Here is a 19,219-nt window from a genome sequence, read left to right on the forward strand (position 1 = left end):
GCAAAACAAAATTTATTTAAATGAATCAGGATTATATCAAACCCGATGGATGGTCGATTATCGAAGAAGGATTTGATCAGGAACGCGTAAAATCGTCTGAAAGTTTGTTCAGTATTGGAAACGGAGCCATGGGGCAACGTGCCAATTTTGAAGAAAGTTACAGCGGAGAAACGTTTCAAGGCAGCTATATCGCAGGGATTTACTATCCCGACAAAACCAAAGTGGGTTGGTGGAAAAACGGTTATCCCGAGTACTTCGCAAAAGTACTCAATGCACCGAACTGGATCGGAATCGATTTTTCTGTAAACGGAGAATCGTTCGATTTGGCGAAATGCACCGCAGTCGCTGATTTTAAACGCGAACTTAACATGAAAGCCGGTTGGTACCGCAGAAGCTTTACGGCAACACTCGCCAACCAGTCGCAAATTGCCGTCGAAGTAACGCGCTTTCTATCGCTCGAACTCGACGAAGTTGGCGTTATACAATACAACATTACCGCTTTATCTGGCGCGCTTTCGCTGAAAATAAACTCGTACGTAGATGCTGCGGTACATAACGAAGATGCCAACTGGGAAGAACGTTTTTGGGAAACCTTAAGCAGCACCAAAGCAACCGACGCCGTTTACGTTACCGCACGCACTTTTAAGACACACTTTGAAGCGACCACATTTGGCGCAACAAACGTGAGCAACAACGGAACAGCTATCGCTGCGAAAGAAATTTCACAAGAATCGGCCGATAAATTAGGTGTTGTTTTTGAAACTACTGTTGCTCAAAACACAACCCTAAGTATCACCAAATTTGGTGGCTATACGGTTTCGATGAACCATGAAAACACGGTAGCTGCTGCGCAAAAAGTTGTAGAACAAGCACGTGCTTTAGGCTACGGCAAATTACTGCAGATGCAAGCTGAAGCGTGGTCGAAAATTTGGGAAATGAGCGATATCACTATTGAAGGCGATGTAAAAGCGCAACAAGGTATCCGTTTCAATATTTTCCAACTCAACCAAACGTATCTTGGAAAAGATTCGCGTTTAAACATCGGGCCGAAAGGATTTACCGGCGAAAAATACGGCGGATCAACCTACTGGGATACCGAAGCATATTGTATTCCGTTTTACATGGCTACAAAAGATCAGGAAGTGGCGCGTAACCTACTTACGTATCGCTACAACCAACTCGATCGAGCGATCGAAAACGCAGGTAAACTCGGTTTTAATAATGGTGCCGCGCTCTATCCGATGGTTACTATGAACGGAGAAGAGTGTCATAATGAATGGGAAATTACTTTCGAAGAAATTCACCGAAACGGCGCTATTGCTTTTGCTATTTACAATTACTACCGCTACACCGGCGATTACAGCTACATTCCGGAAAAAGGTCTTGAAGTTTTAATTGGTATTGCTCGTTTCTGGAAACAGCGCGCCAACTTCTCGACAGATAAAAATAAGTATGTGATTTTAGGTGTTACAGGACCAAACGAATACGAGAATAACGTAAACAACAACTGGTACACCAATTATATTGCGAAATGGTGTATGGAATACGCAGCCGAACAAACCGAACGCGTAGCTAAAGAATATCCCGCAGATTACAGTCGAATTGTCGCAAAAGTAAAATTGGGTTCACAAGAAATTAGCGAATGGCGCGAAGTAGGTACCAACATGTATTTCCCGTATTCGGAAACGTACGGCGTTTACTTGCAACAAGACGGTTTCTTGGATAAAGAGTTGGTAAAAGTCGACAAGCTCGATCGTTCGCAGCGTCCGATTAACCAAAAATGGTCTTGGGATCGCATTTTGCGTTCGCCATATATTAAGCAAGCCGACGTACTTCAAGGATTTTATTTCTTTGAAGATCATTTTACCACAGAAGAATTAGAGAAGCATTTTGATTTTTATGAACCTTTTACCGTTCACGAAAGTTCGCTTTCGCCTTGCGTTCACTCGATACAGGCGGCAGTTCTTGGAAAAATGGAAATGGCTTATACTTTTTACTTGCGTACATCGCGCTTAGATTTAGACGATTACAATAAGGAAGTTGAAGAAGGCTGCCACATTACCTCGATGGCCGGAACATGGATGAGTATTGTAGAAGGTTTTGGCGGCATGCGCGTAAAAGACAATCAGTTGCACTTTACACCACGCATACCGAAAGAATGGGAAGGATACTCGTTTAAGATTAACTTCAGACATCAGATTTTAAAAGTTACTGTAAAGCACGGCGAAACGCAGTTTATGGTGGATGGCGACAAACCGTTGCACGTCATTGTGAACGGAAAAGCTGTAGAAGTGATACCCAACAGTTTAATTGCTGTTTAATAAAACTGCCCGTTTTTTCGGGCAGTTTTTGGTTACTGCTGTTTGGATAACGATTGCCGCGGCAAGGATTGCAGCAAGGTGCCGTGCACCGCGGAAAGCCTGGCGGCAGCCGAAAACTCTTTTTATTGAAGTACAAACGTTGGCTGCCGAGCCGCCCAAAAAATAAAAAAAATGAAAAAACTTATTGCTTTACTCCTACTTGCTCAGATTGGATTTGCACAGATTCAAAAAGTAGAACCGCCGTTTTGGTACAGCGGCATGAAAAAAACCGAATTGCAATTGATGCTTTACGGTAAAAATATTGGAAATTCCGTGGTGAGTTGTGATAAAGCAACTGTTGTTGGCGTAATTCGCACGGAAAATCCGAATTATTTATTTGTGAATTTGGATTTGAAAAACGTTCCGGCTGGATCACTTGAACTGTCTTTAACGCAAGGGAAAAAAGTTGAAAAACGTACGTACGAACTACGAGCACGCAGAAAAGACAGTGCTAATCGTAAAGGATTTGACTCGAGCGATGTTATGTATTTACTGATGCCGGACCGCTTTGCCAACGGAAATCCGAATAACGACAGCACTTCTGACACAGCCGATAAATTTAACCGCAGTTCGCAAGACGGACGTCACGGTGGCGATATTGCCGGTATGAAGAAACATTTGGATTATCTGGAAGATTTAGGCGTTACCGCAGTTTGGAGTACGCCTTTATGCGAAGACAATGACCCGAAAACCTCGTATCACGGCTACGCACAATCGGATGTTTACCGCATTGACCCGCGTTACGGCAGCAATGAGGAATATGTTGATTTTGTGGAAGCTGCACATCAGAAGGGCATAAAAGTGGTTAAAGATTACGTGACCAACCACTGGGGAACTGAACATTGGCTTTTAAAAGATTTGCCTACGTACAAATGGGTGCATCAATTTCCGGGTTACGGCCAAACCAATTACCGCATGACCACACAATTCGACGTAAATGCTTCGAAAATTGACAGCAGATACTGCATGGACGGGTGGTTTGTGCGTTCTATGCCCGATTTAGATCAGACCAATGAATTGGTTTTAAACTACCTGACACAAAACGCATTATGGTGGATCGAATACGCCAATTTGGATGGATTTAGAGTAGATACGTACAGCTACGCCGACAAGCACGCTATTGCAAAATGGACCAAAGCGATTATGGATGAATATCCGAATTTCAACATCGTGGGCGAAGTTTGGATGTACGACCAAGCACAAATGGCGTATTGGCAGAAGGATAGTAAAATTGGCGCGATACAATCGTACAACTCGTATTTGCCGTCGGTTATGGATTTTACGCTTCAAGGCGAATTGGGTTCGGCTTTGAAAGAAGAAGAATCGAATTGGACCAATGGTTTAATCAAGGTTTACAACAATTTTACAAATGATTTTCTGTATCCGAATACCGATAATTTGTTGGTGTTTTTTGAAAATCACGATACTCAGCGTTTCAACCACATTTACAACGGAAATTTCGCGAAATACAAGATGGCGTTAGCTATTATTGCAACGGTCCGTGGGATTCCGCAGATTTATTACGGAAGTGAAATTGGTATGCAAGGCAACAAAGACAAGGGAGACGGCGACATTCGCAGAGATTTTCCTGGCGGTTGGAGCGGCGACACCAATAATGCCTTTACGTTAGCTGGTAGAACTGCCGAGCAAAACCAATTTCACGAATTCACCAAAAAAGTGTTCAATTACCGCAAGAATAATCCGGTTTTGCACTTTGGAAAGATGAAACACTATTTGCCGATCAACAACGTTTATGTGTATTTCCGCACGTTGAATGAAAAGTCGGTTATGGTAGTAGTGAATAACAATAAAGAAGCCCAAACACTAGACTTAACAACGTATAACGAAAGTTTAGCGGGTTACAGAACTGGACAGGAAATCGTGACGGGTTCGAAATTAGAAATCAATAAATCGCTCTCAGTTCCGGCACAAGACGTGTTAATCATAGAGCTACAAAAATAATTATGCGTTTTACAATTCGTATTTTCCTTTTACTTGCGGTAACAGTAGGTTATGCGCAGCGCGAATACCAATCGTATTCCAACGACAACGGCATTCACACGATTCGAGTTTCCGATGGTGTTTACAAGATCCGATTTTTTAGCAACGAAGCAGTTGAAACGGAATTTATTGCCAACGGCAGTACCACTGAAAGTTCGCTTGCAATAGTTGATAAATCCGTTTATAGAGAAATTAAAAGCCGGGAATTGAGTGATAAAATCAACCTATCGTCGGGCTTAATACGTGTCGTTGTAACTTACAAACCGTTTAGCATCGCGTATTATAAATCCGGTCAATTAATAGCCACCGAATTGGCGGCTTCGCGAACAAACAAAGAAACTTCGGTGAAACTCAGTGTAAATGCTGATGAGAGTTTGCTGGGAGGCGGTTCGCGGGTTTTAGGAATGAACAGACGCGGCAACAAACTGCGACTGTATAACAAGGCACATTACGGATACGAAACGCGATCGGAGTTGATGAACTATTGTATTCCGATGTATTTATCGTCGGAACTGTACGGAGTTCATTTCGACAATACGTGGGTAGGCGATTTAGATTTAGACAGCGGAAAACAAAATGTAGTTACCTATTCGGCAGAAGGCGGGCCAGTACGCTACCAAATTTTTGCAGGCCGAACTTGGAAAGATTTAATAAAAACATACACAACTTTAACCGGGCGTCAACCTTTGCCGCCGCGTTATGCCTTAGGTAATTTTAGCAGTCGATTTGGTTATCATTCGCAAAAAGAAGCAGAGAAAACAATTGCTGCGTTCAAAAAAGAAGGAATTCCTGTAGACGCCATCATCTTTGATTTATATTGGTTTGGAACAACGATCAAAGAAACTATGGGAAATTTAGAAGTATGGCGCGACAGCTTTCCGAAGTTTGAAAAAATGATTTCGAAGTTCTCAAAACAAGGCATTAAAACCATTTTAATAACTGAACCATTCATTCTTAAATCGTCGTCGAAATGGAATGAAGCTGTTGCAGAAGGAATTCTAGCCAAAGATTCGCTTTCACAACCTGCGGTTTACGACTTTTACTTTGGAACGACTGGTTTAATTGACCTCGACAAACCTAAGGCGAAAGAATGGTTTTGGAATGTGTACGATAAATTCATAAAGAAAGGCGTTGCTGGTTGGTGGGGCGATTTAGGTGAACCCGAAGTACATCCAAAATGGGTGCGTCACGAATCGGGAGTAGCGCACCAGGTACACAATGTATACGGACACAAATGGGCGGAACTTTTAGCTACGAAATATGCTGAAAATTATCCAAATACACGTCCGTTTATTCTAATGCGTTCAGGATATTCGGGTTCGCAACGTTTCGGTATGATTCCGTGGTCGGGCGATGTTAACCGAACTTGGGGCGGTTTGAAAGCCCAACCTGAGATTGCCCTCCAGATGGGATTGCAAGGTTTAGGCTATATGCATTCGGATTTAGGAGGTTTTGCAGGAGCGAATCTCGACGACGAATTATACGTTCGCTGGTTGCAATACGGCGTTTTTCAACCTATTTTCCGACCTCATGCACAGGAAGAAGTGGCTTCGGAGCCCGTATTTAGAAGTGAAAACGCAAAAAAACTAGCTCGTAAAGCTATTTTGGAGCGCTACGCCTTACTGCCGTACAATTACAGTTTAGCGTTTGAAAACAACCAAAACGGAACGCCACTGATGCGACCCTTGTTTTTTGAAGAGCCAACCAATAAATCTCTTTTTGTAAATGCAGATGGTTACTTGTGGGGAAATGATTTCTTAGTTGTTCCCGTTACCGACGCTAAGTTGGATGAAAAAACCGTTTACTTTCCGAAAACAGCGCGTTGGGTAGATTATTACGATCCGACAAAAATCTACGAAGGTGGAAAATACGTTCCTGTGAAAACAGCTGAGGATCACATTCCGGTTTTCGTGCGTTCAGGAGCAGTTATTCCTACTTGCAGCGACCTAAATGCGGGTTCTGCTTCGATGAAAGAGCTTACATTAAGTTATTATTACAACGAAAATTACCCGACTGTCGCGACGGTTTATTTTGACGACGGTACTACGACAAACGCTTTCGAAAAAGGAAATTACGAATTGCTGCGCATTACGAAAGATACGGGTAGCGAAACGCTGAATATAAAATCAGAAAAGGGAACTGCTTTTAAAGCGGTTAAGCGAAAAATCACTTTGAAGATCATTCAAGCACCGAAAACACTTACTGCAATTGAAGTGAATGGAAAATTATTAAAAAACAACTCGAAATCGGCTGATGCAGCTCCAAGCTTTTCTTTTGAAATAACTTCGGGACAGGAAATAAAAATCAATCTTAAAAAATGAAAGGGATTAAAATCGGATTATTAGCGCTACTGATTTTTGCAAGCTCATGTAAATCAACCGAAACTGCACAAAAATCAAGCAGTAAAAAGCCATTTGTTTGGGAAGCGGCCAATGTGTATTTCTTACTAACCGATCGTTTTTACGACGGAAACGCAAGTAAAACCATTTACTTAGATCGGAATAAAGAAACGGGCAAGTTGCGCGGATTTGAGGGCGGCAATTTAAAAGGTGTGATCAAAAAAATGAAAGAAGGTTATTTCGAAGATTTGGGTATCAACGCCATTTGGATGACTCCTTTGGTAGAGCAAATTCACGAAGGAACCGATGAAGGAACTGGATTTAGCTACGGTTTTCACGGATATTGGGCGAAAGATTGGACGCGATTAGACCCTAATTTTGGTACCGAAGCCGATTTAGCCGAACTCGTTAAACTTGCCCACAGCAAAGGCATTCGAATCATTCTCGACGGAGTTGTAAATCATACCGGGCCGGTAACTCCGAAAGATCCGGTATGGCCCGACGACTGGGTGCGTACGAGTCCGCAATGCGTATATCAAACATACGAAAACACGATTAGCTGTACGTTGGTGAAGAATCTTCCGGATGTAAAAACTGAATCTGAAGCCAATGTTTCCCTCCCTCCTGCCCTGGTTGAGAAATGGAAAAAAGAAGGTCGGTACGAATCCGAAATCGCATCTTTGGATAAATTTTTCAAAGAAACGGGCTATCCACGCGCACCGAAATACTACATCATAAAATGGTTGGCTGATTATGTGTTAAAATATGGAATCGATGGTTACCGTGCAGATACAGCTAAACATACCGAAGAAGATGTATGGATGGCACTAAAAAACAGCTGTTCTTCTGCTTTTGAGCAGTGGAAAAAACAAAATCCGAAAGATGTCCTCGACGAGAATCCGTTTTATATGATTGGCGAAGTGTACAATTACAGCATTCACGACGGACGCCAGTTCAAATTTTCAGACAAGACTGTCGATTATTTCGCGAATGGATTCGATAATCTCATCAATTTTTCATTCAAAGGCGACGCCAACAAACCTTACGAAGAATTATTTTCACAGTACAACAACTACTTACAAAACCAGCTTAAAGGCAAAAGTGTCTTGAACTATGTTTCCTCGCACGACGATGGAGGTCCGTTTGATAAGCAACGTAAAAAACCATACGAATCTGCCACAAAATTGCTGCTTTGCCCGGGCATAGCTCAAATTTATTACGGAGATGAAACGGCGCGCCCACTCGATATTCCGGGTACTCAAGGCGATGCCACCCTGCGTTCGTTCATGAATTGGAACGATTTGAAAGAGAATAAAGCCACGCAAGATATTTACGCACACTGGAAAAAACTGGCAAACTTCCGTAAAAACCACACGGCGGTTGGCGCGGGAGTACATCAGAAAATTAGCAGTAAAAACGGTTATTTCTTTAAACGAACGTATCAAAAAAACAATATCAAAGATGTGGTTGTTGTTGGCTTAGATTTGAGTGAAGGAAGTAAAGAAATTCCGGTTGATAGCGCTTTCGCGGAAGGAACAAAAGTGCGCGATAGGTATTCCGGACAAACAACTGTTATCAAAAATGGTGTTGCAGTTATTGATTCCAATTTCAAAATTGTATTACTCGAGGCACTATAAAATATCGAAATGCTAAAAATTGGTCATCGCGGAATTCCGACGCAGTTTTTGGAAAATAGCCTAAAAGGTTTTGAATACTGCTCGGAATTTGGCGCCAATGGTATCGAATACGACGTTCGAACAGACCGCGACGGCGTATTTTGGATTATGCACGACCGTTCAACCAAACGTACTTGCACAGAAGCCGTTCTTTTGGCCGACACAGCTACTGCCTTACTAGAACAAATTCGGATGTGCGACGGCAGTACTATTCCAAAATTGCGAACCGTATTAGAGCGTTTTCCAAATCTGCTGCACAATATGGAATTAAAAACGACGGCAGCTGCAGCCTTGATTTCATTTTTAGATGAAACCCTTGCTGAAGTTCGATTTCCTAAAGAACAAATTGTACTCACGAGCTTTTTACCCGAAAATTGGCCGATATTTGCCCAAAGTAGGTATCGATTCGGATGTTTGTTCGAACATATAAATGAACAAGACATTGCCCATATCGCAGAATTACAGCCCGAATTTGTAGTCTTAAACCACGCTTTCGCGGAAGAAAAAACCGTTCGAAGCTGCGTTGATTCTAAACTGAAAGTCTGGCTCTATACGGTGAACGATCGGGCTGCCGTCCGATTTTGGAAAAGTACTGAATTGATCGACGGAATTATAAGTGACGACTTTACGCTTTTAAATGAAATGTGATATTGCAATAATTGGCGGCGGCGCGGCAGGGTTCTTTACGGCCATCAATGCGGCAACACAAAATCCGAAACTAAAATTTGTGATTTTAGAGCGCGGAAAAGAGGTGCTTTCGAAAGTGCGTATAAGCGGCGGCGGACGTTGTAACGTGACGCACGATTGCATGGATCCGCGTGAATTGGTAAAGAATTACCCGCGTGGCGAAAAAGAACTGTTGGGTCCGTTTTCAAAATTTGGCCCGAAACAAACCATTGAGTGGTTCGAATCGCGCGGCGTTGCGTTAAAAACCGAATCCGACGGCCGTATGTTTCCGATTAGCAATAAAAGTCAGACGATAATCGATTGCTTTTTAAACGAATGCAGAAAACTCGGCATCGTCATCGAAACGGGAATTGTTGTAAAAGACATTCAAAAAACTGCCGACAGCTTTGAAATCACAACAACAACGCAGCCCGTACATGCACAGAAAGTCGTTGTAGCTGCTGGTTCGAGTGCGAAAGTTTGGGATATTTTACAAAATCTAGGTCATAATATCATCCCTCCCATTCCGTCGCTGTTCACATTCAATGTAGTTGAAAAAGAGATTACGGCACTTGCAGGCATCTCTAAACGAGTTAGCGTATCGATTCCACAACTGAAATTAAAACAAGTAGGCAATTTACTCATTACCCATTGGGGATTTAGCGGGCCGGCAGTTTTGAGATTGAGCGCCGTTGCTGCTCGTGAATTAGCGAAATTGGAATACCGCTTTCAAATTCAAATCGATTGGCTCAACGAAGACTCTACTACAGCCGACTACGAAACGGAACTGCGAACGTTACTTTTAGAACACCACAAAAAAACGATTCTCAATACCAATATTTTTGGATTTTCGAACCGGCATTGGTTGTTTCTGTTGGAAAAAACTGCCATTCCGCAACAAAAGAAAATCGCCGAGTTAAGCAAAAAAGATTACCGTGCAATGGCAACGGTGCTGCGTTCCGATGCGTACCAAATCAACGGAAAAAGTACGTTTAAAGAAGAATTTGTAACCGCAGGAGGCGTTTCTTTAAAAGACATCAACTTCAAAGATTTTTCCAGCAAAAAAACAGAAAACCTCTATATCGTGGGCGAATGTTTAAACATTGACGCCGTAACAGGAGGTTTTAATTTTCAAAACGCTTGGACAGGCGGTTTTCTTGCCGCTATGGCATTAACGCAATAAATCGGTTACTAAAGACGGAAATAATCCAATCGTCAGATTCAATAGCAGAGCAACTGTTGCCACTGCGTAGATGTAAAACGGACGACCGGTTCTCTCGTGTTGCGGTTCTTTGGTGTACATCGCTAAAATCAGCTTGAAATAATAACCTACAGCGATAATTGAATTCACTACTGCTACGATTACTAAAGCCAGATGCCCGCTTTCTAAAACTTGCGAAAACAACATTAATTTAGCGAAGAAGCCTGCAAAGATCGGAATACCCGCCATCGAAAGTAAAGAAGTGGTGAGCACGAACGCCAAGAAAGGATTTGATTTTCCTAAACCTTGAAAGTTCACGATATCTTCGTTTTCTAAATGCCTGCACACGTATAGAATAACACTAAACGCACCGATTCCTGCGAAAGCATAAGCCGTACCGTAGTAAAGCAGCGTTCCTGCAGAAATCTGAGTTCCTATTAATGTCATTAGCATAAAACCAGCATGCGATATCCCTGAAAAAGCCAACATACGTTTTACATTCGCTTGGCGTAACGCCATGATGTTTCCAACGGTCATCGACAAGCCAGAAAGCACAACAAGTACCGTTTGCGACGTTTCGGGTAAATTACCACTCATTGCGAAGAAAAGCTTAAAGAAGGTTGCCATAGCGGTTACCTTCGCCAAAGTACTCATTGTTGCAGTAGTTAATGCTGGTGCACCTTCATAAACGTCGGGAGCCCAGAAATGGAAAGGAACTGCTGCAATTTTGAACAAGAGTCCGATAGCGAGCAAAATTCCACCGATGTAGAACCATTCTTCAACGTCGGCTGAAACGGCAGCTTCCATAATCACACGCATATCAAACGATCCGATGGCACCGTAAATCAAGCAAATTCCAAAAAGAATGATACCTGAAGCGAACGAACCCATTAAGAAATATTTCATTCCCGATTCGTTCGACTTAATATTCAAACGGCGACTTGCAGCTAGGATGTACAGAGAAATAGAAAGTACTTCGATTCCTAAAAAAAACATGGCTAGATTTCCGAAACTAACCATAGCGGCGGCTCCTGAAAGCAAGAAAATTTTAATGGCAACGAAATCGCTCAATTTCTCAGGTACGTCGTCGTAAAAATGATGTCCTAAGGCGACCAAAAAGGTTGTAAGCACGATAAACAAAGCCGTAAAAGTCACCGAGAAGTTATCTACTACAATCATGTTGTTGTAGTACGAAGCTGTTTGGTTATAATCTAGACTATTTAAGTATAAAATTCCGCACAATGCCACGATTGAGAACGGAACTAAGATCTTTCTGAGATTCAGTAATTCGAATATCAGACAAATAACGCCAAGTGCTGTAATTGCTATTAAAGTGTTCATTCCGGTTGGTTAGTTTGTGCTAATTTGAGCGATAATTTCATTTACGGCTGGTGCAATCAAATCGTTTATTGGTTGCGGATAAATTCCAAAGAAGAAGATAACAGCGGCTAGAGCGCCAAAAATAAGCGACTCGGTCACGGATAAGTCGGCAAAAGGCTTTTTGTTGGCCTCACCCAACATAACTTGCTGGTACATTTTCAACATGTAATATGCTCCCAAAACAATGGTTAAACCTCCAATTACGGAAAACCAAACGTTCTGAGTAGAAAGTGAAAACAACAATCCGAATTCACCCACGAAATTCACAGTACCAGGAAGCGCGACCGATGCTAACGTAACAATCAAGAATGCAGAAGCAAACTTTACGGCTTGTGCTCTAATTCCACCAAGTTCGCTGATGGCGCGTGTTTGGTAGCGACGTTCAATGACTTCAACAGCAAAGAAAACGCCAACTACAACTAAACCATGACCAAACATTTGAATGATGCCGCTGGTGATTCCATCGGCGGTCAAACCATAGAAACCTGCAGCTATTAATCCAACGTGCGCTAAAGATGAATACGCGAGTAATTTCTTGACATCACGCTGACGCAAAGCAACGATCGATCCATAAATAACTCCTGCAATTCCGATCCATACCAAATAAGGCATCAACTCTTTCGATGCATCGGGCGAAATAGGAATTTGCCAACGAATCACGCTATACAATCCCATTTTAAGCATGATACCCGAAAGTAACATCGTACCCATAGCAGGCGCCTTTTGGTACACGTTTGCTTGCCAAGTATGAAACGGAATCAGTGGAATCTTAATCGCATACGCTAAAAAGAAACCTCCAAAAACAAGTAGTTGCTCGTCGTAAGAAAGTTCTAATTTATATAAATCAGTTAGTAATAAACTTCCCGCTTTTCCATACAAATAAACAAAACCAACAAGCATAAACAGCGAACCAGCAAACGTGTAAATAAAGAATTTCACCACTTGCTTTTTGCGTTCTTCAGCATCACCGCTTCCCCAAATTAATGCAATGAAGTAAATCGGTATTAAGGCAACCTCCCAAAAGATGTAGTATAATAATCCGTTTGAGGCAACGAATGTTCCACACATGGCGAAAGCCATCAACAAGACGAGTGCGTACAACGATTTTGCGTTTGCGAATTTCGTTTCGATACCGCTTGCCACGATTAGCGGAAGCAATGTTGTGGTGAGCACCAGCATGAGAAGTGCTAAACCATCAAGTCGTAAATCGAAACCAATGCTTGGCTTTGAAATCCAATCAAAATGAATATTTTCTGGCAACTGCCCGCCGTAATGCAGCGAAACCAGATAAAGCGAGTATCCGAACGCTACTGTTGAGATCAACAATGCAACACGAGATGCCGCTTTATCAACGGAAAAGTAGGTAAGACCGGCGCCGACTAAAAGTAAAATAAGTAAGTAGATAACTTCCATACGTGCTGATTATTGAGCTAAAAATAAATACGATACTATAAGACAGAATCCGATTACAAAAACGAATAAGTACAATCCGATACTGCCGTTGTGTACTTTTCTTCCCTGATTGCTGATTTCTGCAGCAGCTTTTCCGAATCCATACACCAACGAACCTAGAGCCGTTTCCACCACATCTCTGAAGAAACGCGCCAATAAATTAATCGGTTTTACAAAAACGCTGTCGTACAATTCGTCAACGTAGTATTTTTCAGCCAGTACTTTCGTAAATCCAGTTACTTCACTGTCTTCACCCGGAACTTCTTTGTTTGAAATGTATTTTCTGTACGCGATAAAAATTCCAACAAGCGCACCTACCGAAGCAACGGCCATCAAGATATACGCTGTTTGATCTAATGCGTGATGCTCTGGCGCACCATCTGTATGAAGCAAGGGCTCTAAAAAGTGCATCAACCAACTTGATCCTGGAATACTGATTAATCCGCCAACGGCAGCTAGAGTTGCCAAAATAACAAGCGGTATCGTCATTAAAGCAGGACTTTCATGCAAATGACTCTTTGCGTGTTCTGTTCCTCTAAATTCACCAAAAAAGGTCAAGAACATTAAACGGAACATATAAAAAGCTGTAAGAATAGAAGCTAACGAAGCTACTGCCCAAAACGGAATGCTGTAATGGAAAGCTTCTAATAAAATTTCGTCCTTAGACCAAAAGCCTGAGAGTGGAAAAATACCTGCAATTGCTAAACTTGAGATAAGCATGGTAATGAATGTGATTGGCATTACTTTACGCAAACCACCCATTTTTCGCATGTCTTGTTCGTCGGAATTCGCGTGAATTACCGAACCTGCACCCAAGAACAAACACGCCTTAAAAAACGCATGTGTGATTACATGAAAAACGGCAACTTCATACGCTCCAACTCCCAAGGCTAAGAACATAAGTCCTAATTGCGAAACTGTTGAATACGCCAGTACTTTCTTGATATCATTCTGCGCTAAGCCAATCGTAGCCGCGAAAAGTGCTGTTGATACACCAACTACGGCGATAACATTCTGAATGGCCGGAACTAAATCGAATAAGAAATGCAGTCGCGTAACCATAAAGATACCTGCCGTTACCATCGTTGCTGCGTGAATTAATGCAGAAACTGGCGTCGGACCAGCCATGGCGTCGGGTAACCAAGTGTATAGTGGCAACTGTGCCGACTTTCCGCAGGCACCAATAAACAAACAAAGTGCTGCAACTGCCAACCAAGTAGAATCAACCAAACTACCTTTCGTTTGAAAAAATGTTTCCAAACCTTGATAATCGAGCGTTCCAGCTACAGTTGCTAAAATGAATATACCGATAAGTAAGCCTAAATCGCCCACACGGTTCATGATGAACGCTTTCTTTGCAGCATCGTTGTAAGCCTGATTGCTGTACCAAAATCCGATTAGCAAATACGAGCACAATCCTACACCTTCCCAACCGATAAACAAAATTGGTAAGTTACTTCCGCTGACCAAAACGATCATAAAGAAGACAAACAAGTTCAGATACGAGAAAAACTTATAAAAATCTTTATCGTGGTGCATATAGCTGATCGAATACAAGTGAATCAGCGAACCGATACCCGTCACGAAAAGCAACCACAATAAACTCAATTGATCGAATTGAAAAGAAAAATCAACACTAAAATTTTGGAATGTCAACCAGTGAAATAAATCAGCTTTCGTATCCGCGCCAGGCTCCAAACCCAGAAACAGCAACAACGTACAAACAAAACTAATAACAATAGCTAAAGTTCCGATAGCACCTGAAGCACCTTTTCCGAGTTGCTTCCCTAAAAAAGTATTGATTAAAAAGCCACCTAACGGAGCTAATAACAGCAGTAAAATAATCGATAAATCCATTAGTTATCCTCTAAGCTTTTTAAGATTTGACACATCAATCGACCCGATATTTCTGAAAATAGAAACCAAAATAGCCAAACCAACAGCTACTTCGGCTGCAGCTACAGCCATCGAGAAAAATACAAATACTTGTCCTTGTGCATCTTCATGGTACGTCGAAAACGCAACAAAAAGAAGGTTCACTGCATTGAGCATGATTTCAATAGACATCAATACAATAATCGCGTTTCGACGATAGAGCACACCGAAAACTCCGATGCAGAACAACAACACCGACAAAAAGATGTAATTGTTAATTCCAACTTGATTTAAAACGTCCTGCATTATAGTTGTACTTTTTCTTTTTTAGACAATAAAACAGTTCCAATCATCGCTACAAGAAGTAATATCGATGCAAATTCAAACGGCACCATATAACCTTCTTCGCCATCAAGTAAAACTTGACCTAATACTTTAATCGATTGATAATCAATTCCACTAGCCGGAACCACATCGGCAACGGGTTGCGAATTCACAAAAATCGTTAGCATTATTAAACACATGCAGCAAAAAACCACCACAGCGCCCAAACGGGTAATGCGCGGTTTGTGCACCTCGTCTTCTTTGTTCAGATTCATAAGCATGATCGTAAACAGAAGCAAAATCATAATGGCGCCGGAATACACGATAATGTGAACGATAGCTAAAAATTGTGCGTTGAGTAGCAGATAATGACCAGCGATTGTAAAGAAACAAATCACCAAATAAATAGCCGAGTGAATCGGATTTCTGCTGTAAATCGTTAAAAACGCTGTAGCAAGCGTAATTGCCGATAAAATGTAAAAAGTGAGTAGTACTGCCGACATTAACGTGTCATTTGAGATTGAGCATTAATCATTGCCTGAGTTAAAGGCATTACCAAACGGTCTTTTCCAAAGATAAAGTCTTCACGACCGTACATCGCTGGAACCAACTGCTTAGATTCTGTGAGATAAATTGCGTCTTTCGGACAGGCTTCTTCGCACAATCCACAAAAAATGCAACGCAACATATTAATTTCGTAAACCGAAGCATACTTTTCCTCGCGATACAAATGCTTTTCTTCAGGCTTGCGCTCGGCTGCAGTCATCGTAATCGCTTCAGCCGGACAAGACAAAGCGCATAAACCACAAGCCGTGCAGTTTTCACGACCCAATTCATCGCGCTTTAATTGATGCTGACCCCGATACACATCGCTGCGCTCACGCACTTGCTCTGGATATTTGATGGTAACTTTTCGCTTAAATAAGTGCCTGATTGTGATAAACAATCCCTTAATAATCGCAACTAAATAAAGGCCTTCCCAAAAATTCATCTTTTTGTTCACCACCTCTTTTTTGCGTCCCGATAATGAAATCGTTTCTATTGCCATCTCTAATTTACTTTTTCGTTTTTATAGACTCTATCTGTCTCAGTATTTTAAACAAGGTGTCCCGATTACTTTCGGAACTAAATCCTTTTCAAATCTCGTTTCTAGTTTCTCTCCCGATAGCCGTCGGGGCTCGTTTCTCGCTTCTCAAAACTATTCTATTTTTTTGAAGCTATTCCCGCTATCCGCTGTATCTTTTTTATTCCACGAGGCTTCATAAAAAAGGATGCCGCTCCTATCGGGGCTAGGGCAATCGTTACCGACTAAAATCCTAACGCCTCTAAAATTTCGCTCTTCAATACAAATGCACCCGTCAAAAATATGTTCACAATTGCCAACGGAATCAATATTTTCCAACCTAAACGCATCAACTGATCGTAACGAAAACGCGGAATCGTCCATCTTACCCACATAAAGAAGAAGATGAAGAAACATATTTTCGCAAATAAAACAACAATTCCTAAAATATTAGCCGGATTTACACCCCAGTTGTTAACCACCCATTCCATACCGGGATAGTTGTATCCACCAAAGTACAGGGTCGCCAAAATTGTCGATGAAATAAACATACTCGCGTACTCAGCAAAGAGATAGAATCCCATACGCATAGACGAATACTCGGTGTGATAACCACCAATTAACTCGGCTTCACATTCCGCTAAATCGAAAGGCGTACGATTGGTTTCTGCGAAAGAGCAAACCAAGAAAATCACAAAACCAATCGGCTGGTAAAACACGTTCCACTGCATGCCCGGCTGCTGCGCCACGATTTCGCGTAAGCTCAACGAACCACTCATCATTAACAGAGCAATAATGGCCAATCCCATTGCAATTTCATACGAAATCATTTGGCTGGCCGCACGCATGGCGCTCATCAACGAAAATTTGTTGTTCGATGCCCAACCGCCAATCATGATTCCATAAACACCAACAGATAAAACGCCAAAGATGTACAATAAAGCCACATCGATGTCGGTTGCTTGCAAAATCACGGTTCTTCCAAACATTTCCAACTTATCACCCCACGGAATCACGGCGCTAGTCATTAAAGCTACGCTCATCGAAATTCCCGGGCCTACGATAAATAAAAACTTATTTGGCGTATCTGGTAAAAATTCTTCTTTACTAAACAATTTCAAACCGTCGGCAAGTGGCTGTAAAATACCGCCTTTTCCCGCGCGGTTCGGACCAATACGATCCTGTAACCAAGCAGCAACTTTACGTTCCGCTAAAGTCGAATACATAGCCATAAGCATCGTAATCGCGAAAATGACTACAATGAAAATGCTCTTTTCTATAATGATTGCACTATCCATAGACTACAGGTTTCCTTTTAAAAACGTTTCTTGCTCTTCCGGCTTCAAAGGTACACTCGTCATCGAAATTTTCTTGCGATCTTGGTCGCGACCTTTCAAAATATTTTTTTCGGTTGCAATTACTACTTTGTCCAACGGACGTGTATAGTTATTTTGGTTGATAACCGAATCTTTTTCAAACTTGCGTGGACCTTCAATCACCCAATCCGCAACGTTTTTGTGCTCAAAACGACATTCGTTGCAAATAAATTCTTCCACTTCGTGATATTCGTCTTTACGACCCGTTACACGCTGAATTTCGTTTCCAAACATCCAAACAGTAACTTTTCCGCAACACTTATCGCAATCGCGGTGTGCATTAAACGGCTTGTTAAACCAAACGCGCGATTTAAAACGGAAGGTTTTGTCGGTAAGTGCACCAACTGGGCAAACATCGATCATGTTTCCAGAAAACTCATTGTCGATTGCTTTTGAGATGCAAGTCGAAATATTAGAGTGATCACCGCGATCGAGTACGCCGTGTACGCGATTATCAGTAAGCTGATCGGCTACCATCACACAACGGTAGCACAAAATACAGCGATTCATGTGCAATTGGATATTCGGTCCGATGTCTTCGGGTTCGAACGTGCGTTTTTCTTCGATAAAGCGCGTCTGGCTCTTACCGTGCTTGAAACTTAGATTTTGCAAGTCGCACTCACCGGCTTGGTCGCAAATCGGACAATCTAACGGGTGATTGATCAATAAAAATTCGGTAACCGACTTACGGGCGTCTTGCACGCGTTGCGAACTGGCGCTGTTCACTTCCATCCCGTCCATACAACCGGTAACGCACGAAGCCATAAGTTTTGGCATCGGACGTGGGTCGGCATCTGAACCTTTACTCACTTCTACCAAACAGCAACGACATTTTCCGCCGCTTCCTTTTAGTTTCGAATAGTAGCACATTGCCGGCGGAACGCTTTCGCCTCCCAACATTCTTGCAGCTTGCAAGATGGTTGTTCCCGGTTCTACTTCAATCGGTTGCCCGTCTATTGTTACTTTCATTAATCTTATATTTTAACGAACTCTTTTATTTCAAACTCAAACTTCTTTTCAAGCAAATACTCGATTTGCAACTTAACTTTTAAAACGTGATTGTCAAAGCTTGCATGTTCTTCTAAAACATAATCAATTAGCTCTGCAAATCTACTATCATTTTCAGGAGTAACCGACTTTGATTTCTGCATAAACTCCTCAAAACTTTCAAATTCAAAAGCGCTCACATCTTTATTTCGCTTTATCAAAAAACTATTAATCCAATGCTCAAATTGTCTCGGACCAATCAAAAACAAAAACTGAAATTTCTCTTCTCTTTTAAAACAACGTGAATTGGCATCTTTATAAATTTCTTTAAAATCAGCTGGAATCCTCTTGTTTTTATCTTCATCTATAATTCCAATTCTAAAACTATCTTTACTCCTTTGTACAATTCCTTTTATGACTTCACTTTCATTTTTCTCCTTTCGAATCAAGCCTTTATTTCCTAGCAGTTTTGCGAAGAAATAACGATCGGCGTTGCATTCTACTCCAATAACAGCCATT

General features: G+C 41.7%; 15 protein-coding genes. 6 read left to right on the forward strand and 9 right to left on the reverse strand.

Annotation, left to right across the window (positions count from 1 at the left end; genetic code table 11):
* The first annotated feature begins 20 nt into the window (after positions 1–20).
* The 6 genes from CHX27_RS12145 (at position 21) to CHX27_RS12170 (ending at position 10,225) form a co-directional block, all read left to right on the forward strand.
* Positions 21–2,321, forward strand: coding sequence for a glycoside hydrolase family 65 protein (locus CHX27_RS12145; RefSeq protein ID WP_094487043.1), 2,301 nt, complete (start codon positions 21–23; stop codon positions 2,319–2,321).
* Between the two features lie 171 nt (positions 2,322–2,492).
* Entirely contained in the window at positions 2,493–4,322 is a 1,830-nt protein-coding gene (locus CHX27_RS12150) for a glycoside hydrolase family 13 protein (protein ID WP_094487044.1), read from the forward strand.
* 2 nt (positions 4,323–4,324) lie between these two features.
* Positions 4,325–6,682, forward strand: coding sequence for a TIM-barrel domain-containing protein (locus CHX27_RS12155; protein ID WP_094487045.1), 2,358 nt, complete (start codon positions 4,325–4,327; stop codon positions 6,680–6,682).
* Positions 6,679–8,337 carry an alpha-amylase family glycosyl hydrolase gene (locus CHX27_RS12160; protein WP_094487046.1) on the forward strand — a complete coding sequence of 553 codons (1,659 nt, stop codon included), beginning with the start codon at positions 6,679–6,681 and terminating at the stop codon, positions 8,335–8,337. Before CHX27_RS12155 ends, CHX27_RS12160 begins: the two co-directional genes overlap by 4 nt.
* 9 nt (positions 8,338–8,346) lie before the next feature.
* Positions 8,347–9,024 (forward strand): glycerophosphodiester phosphodiesterase, encoded by a 678-nt coding sequence (locus CHX27_RS12165; RefSeq protein WP_094487047.1) that lies wholly within the window; start codon positions 8,347–8,349, stop codon positions 9,022–9,024.
* A complete protein-coding gene (locus tag CHX27_RS12170; RefSeq protein ID WP_094487048.1) occupies positions 9,014–10,225 on the forward strand; it encodes a BaiN/RdsA family NAD(P)/FAD-dependent oxidoreductase in 1,212 nt (403 codons plus the stop codon). Before CHX27_RS12165 ends, CHX27_RS12170 begins: the two co-directional genes overlap by 11 nt.
* Here the strand turns inward: CHX27_RS12170 and CHX27_RS12175 are convergent.
* From CHX27_RS12175 to CHX27_RS12215, 9 genes are all read right to left on the reverse strand, one after another.
* Positions 10,214–11,584, reverse strand: a complete 1,371-nt coding sequence (locus CHX27_RS12175) for an NADH-quinone oxidoreductase subunit N (protein ID WP_094487049.1) — start codon at positions 11,582–11,584, stop codon at positions 10,214–10,216. The two genes, CHX27_RS12170 and CHX27_RS12175, sit on opposite strands and share 12 nt — an antisense overlap.
* Before the next feature lie 9 nt (positions 11,585–11,593).
* A complete protein-coding gene (locus CHX27_RS12180) occupies positions 11,594–13,036 on the reverse strand; it encodes a complex I subunit 4 family protein (protein WP_094487050.1) in 1,443 nt (480 codons plus the stop codon).
* Positions 13,037–13,045: 9 nt separating this feature from the next.
* The gene (gene nuoL / locus CHX27_RS12185) at positions 13,046–14,932 is read right to left on the reverse strand and encodes an NADH-quinone oxidoreductase subunit L (RefSeq protein WP_094487051.1); all 1,887 of its coding nucleotides are present in this window, start codon (positions 14,930–14,932) and stop codon (positions 13,046–13,048) included.
* Positions 14,933–14,935: 3 nt separating this feature from the next.
* Positions 14,936–15,256 (reverse strand): NADH-quinone oxidoreductase subunit NuoK, encoded by a 321-nt coding sequence (gene nuoK / locus CHX27_RS12190; RefSeq protein WP_094487052.1) that lies wholly within the window; start codon positions 15,254–15,256, stop codon positions 14,936–14,938.
* Positions 15,256–15,777 (reverse strand): NADH-quinone oxidoreductase subunit J family protein, encoded by a 522-nt coding sequence (locus CHX27_RS12195; protein ID WP_094487053.1) that lies wholly within the window; start codon positions 15,775–15,777, stop codon positions 15,256–15,258. Before CHX27_RS12195 ends, nuoK begins: the two co-directional genes overlap by 1 nt.
* Positions 15,777–16,322, reverse strand: coding sequence for a NuoI/complex I 23 kDa subunit family protein (locus CHX27_RS12200; RefSeq protein ID WP_094487054.1), 546 nt, complete (start codon positions 16,320–16,322; stop codon positions 15,777–15,779). The genes CHX27_RS12195 and CHX27_RS12200 overlap by 1 nt, the downstream gene beginning before the upstream one ends.
* A gap of 260 nt (positions 16,323–16,582) precedes the next feature.
* Positions 16,583–17,635 (reverse strand): NADH-quinone oxidoreductase subunit NuoH, encoded by a 1,053-nt coding sequence (gene nuoH, locus CHX27_RS12205; protein ID WP_094487055.1) that lies wholly within the window; start codon positions 17,633–17,635, stop codon positions 16,583–16,585.
* 3 nt (positions 17,636–17,638) lie between these two features.
* Positions 17,639–18,682, reverse strand: coding sequence for a 2Fe-2S iron-sulfur cluster-binding protein (locus tag CHX27_RS12210; RefSeq protein WP_094487056.1), 1,044 nt, complete (start codon positions 18,680–18,682; stop codon positions 17,639–17,641).
* Between the two features lie 5 nt (positions 18,683–18,687).
* Complete coding sequence (locus tag CHX27_RS12215; protein ID WP_094487057.1) at positions 18,688–19,218, reverse strand: hypothetical protein; 531 nt, start codon at positions 19,216–19,218, stop codon at positions 18,688–18,690.
* Position 19,219 lies beyond the last annotated feature (1 nt).

Origin of the sequence: Flavobacterium aurantiibacter (assembly GCF_002251775.1) — a bacterium.
Taxonomy (GTDB): Bacteria; Bacteroidota; Bacteroidia; order Flavobacteriales; family Flavobacteriaceae; genus Flavobacterium; species Flavobacterium aurantiibacter.

Excerpts from the sequence above, each read along its gene's own strand:
- CHX27_RS12145 (WP_094487043.1), top strand. The coding sequence starts at position 21 with ATGAATCAGGATTATATCAAACCCGATGGATGGTCGATTATCGAAGAA.
- CHX27_RS12150 (WP_094487044.1), top strand. The coding sequence starts at position 2,493 with ATGAAAAAACTTATTGCTTTACTCCTACTTGCTCAGATTGGATTTGCA.
- CHX27_RS12155 (WP_094487045.1), top strand. The coding sequence starts at position 4,325 with ATGCGTTTTACAATTCGTATTTTCCTTTTACTTGCGGTAACAGTAGGT.
- CHX27_RS12160 (WP_094487046.1), top strand. The coding sequence starts at position 6,679 with ATGAAAGGGATTAAAATCGGATTATTAGCGCTACTGATTTTTGCAAGC.
- CHX27_RS12165 (WP_094487047.1), top strand. The coding sequence starts at position 8,347 with ATGCTAAAAATTGGTCATCGCGGAATTCCGACGCAGTTTTTGGAAAAT.
- CHX27_RS12170 (WP_094487048.1), top strand. The coding sequence starts at position 9,014 with ATGAAATGTGATATTGCAATAATTGGCGGCGGCGCGGCAGGGTTCTTT.
- CHX27_RS12175 (WP_094487049.1), bottom strand. The coding sequence starts at position 11,584 with ATGAACACTTTAATAGCAATTACAGCACTTGGCGTTATTTGTCTGATA.
- CHX27_RS12180 (WP_094487050.1), bottom strand. The coding sequence starts at position 13,036 with ATGGAAGTTATCTACTTACTTATTTTACTTTTAGTCGGCGCCGGTCTT.
- nuoL (WP_094487051.1), bottom strand. The coding sequence starts at position 14,932 with ATGGATTTATCGATTATTTTACTGCTGTTATTAGCTCCGTTAGGTGGC.
- nuoK (WP_094487052.1), bottom strand. The coding sequence starts at position 15,256 with ATGCAGGACGTTTTAAATCAAGTTGGAATTAACAATTACATCTTTTTG.
- CHX27_RS12195 (WP_094487053.1), bottom strand. The coding sequence starts at position 15,777 with ATGTCGGCAGTACTACTCACTTTTTACATTTTATCGGCAATTACGCTT.
- CHX27_RS12200 (WP_094487054.1), bottom strand. The coding sequence starts at position 16,322 with ATGGCAATAGAAACGATTTCATTATCGGGACGCAAAAAAGAGGTGGTG.
- nuoH (WP_094487055.1), bottom strand. The coding sequence starts at position 17,635 with ATGGATAGTGCAATCATTATAGAAAAGAGCATTTTCATTGTAGTCATT.
- CHX27_RS12210 (WP_094487056.1), bottom strand. The coding sequence starts at position 18,682 with ATGAAAGTAACAATAGACGGGCAACCGATTGAAGTAGAACCGGGAACA.
- CHX27_RS12215 (WP_094487057.1), bottom strand. The coding sequence starts at position 19,218 with ATGGCTGTTATTGGAGTAGAATGCAACGCCGATCGTTATTTCTTCGCA.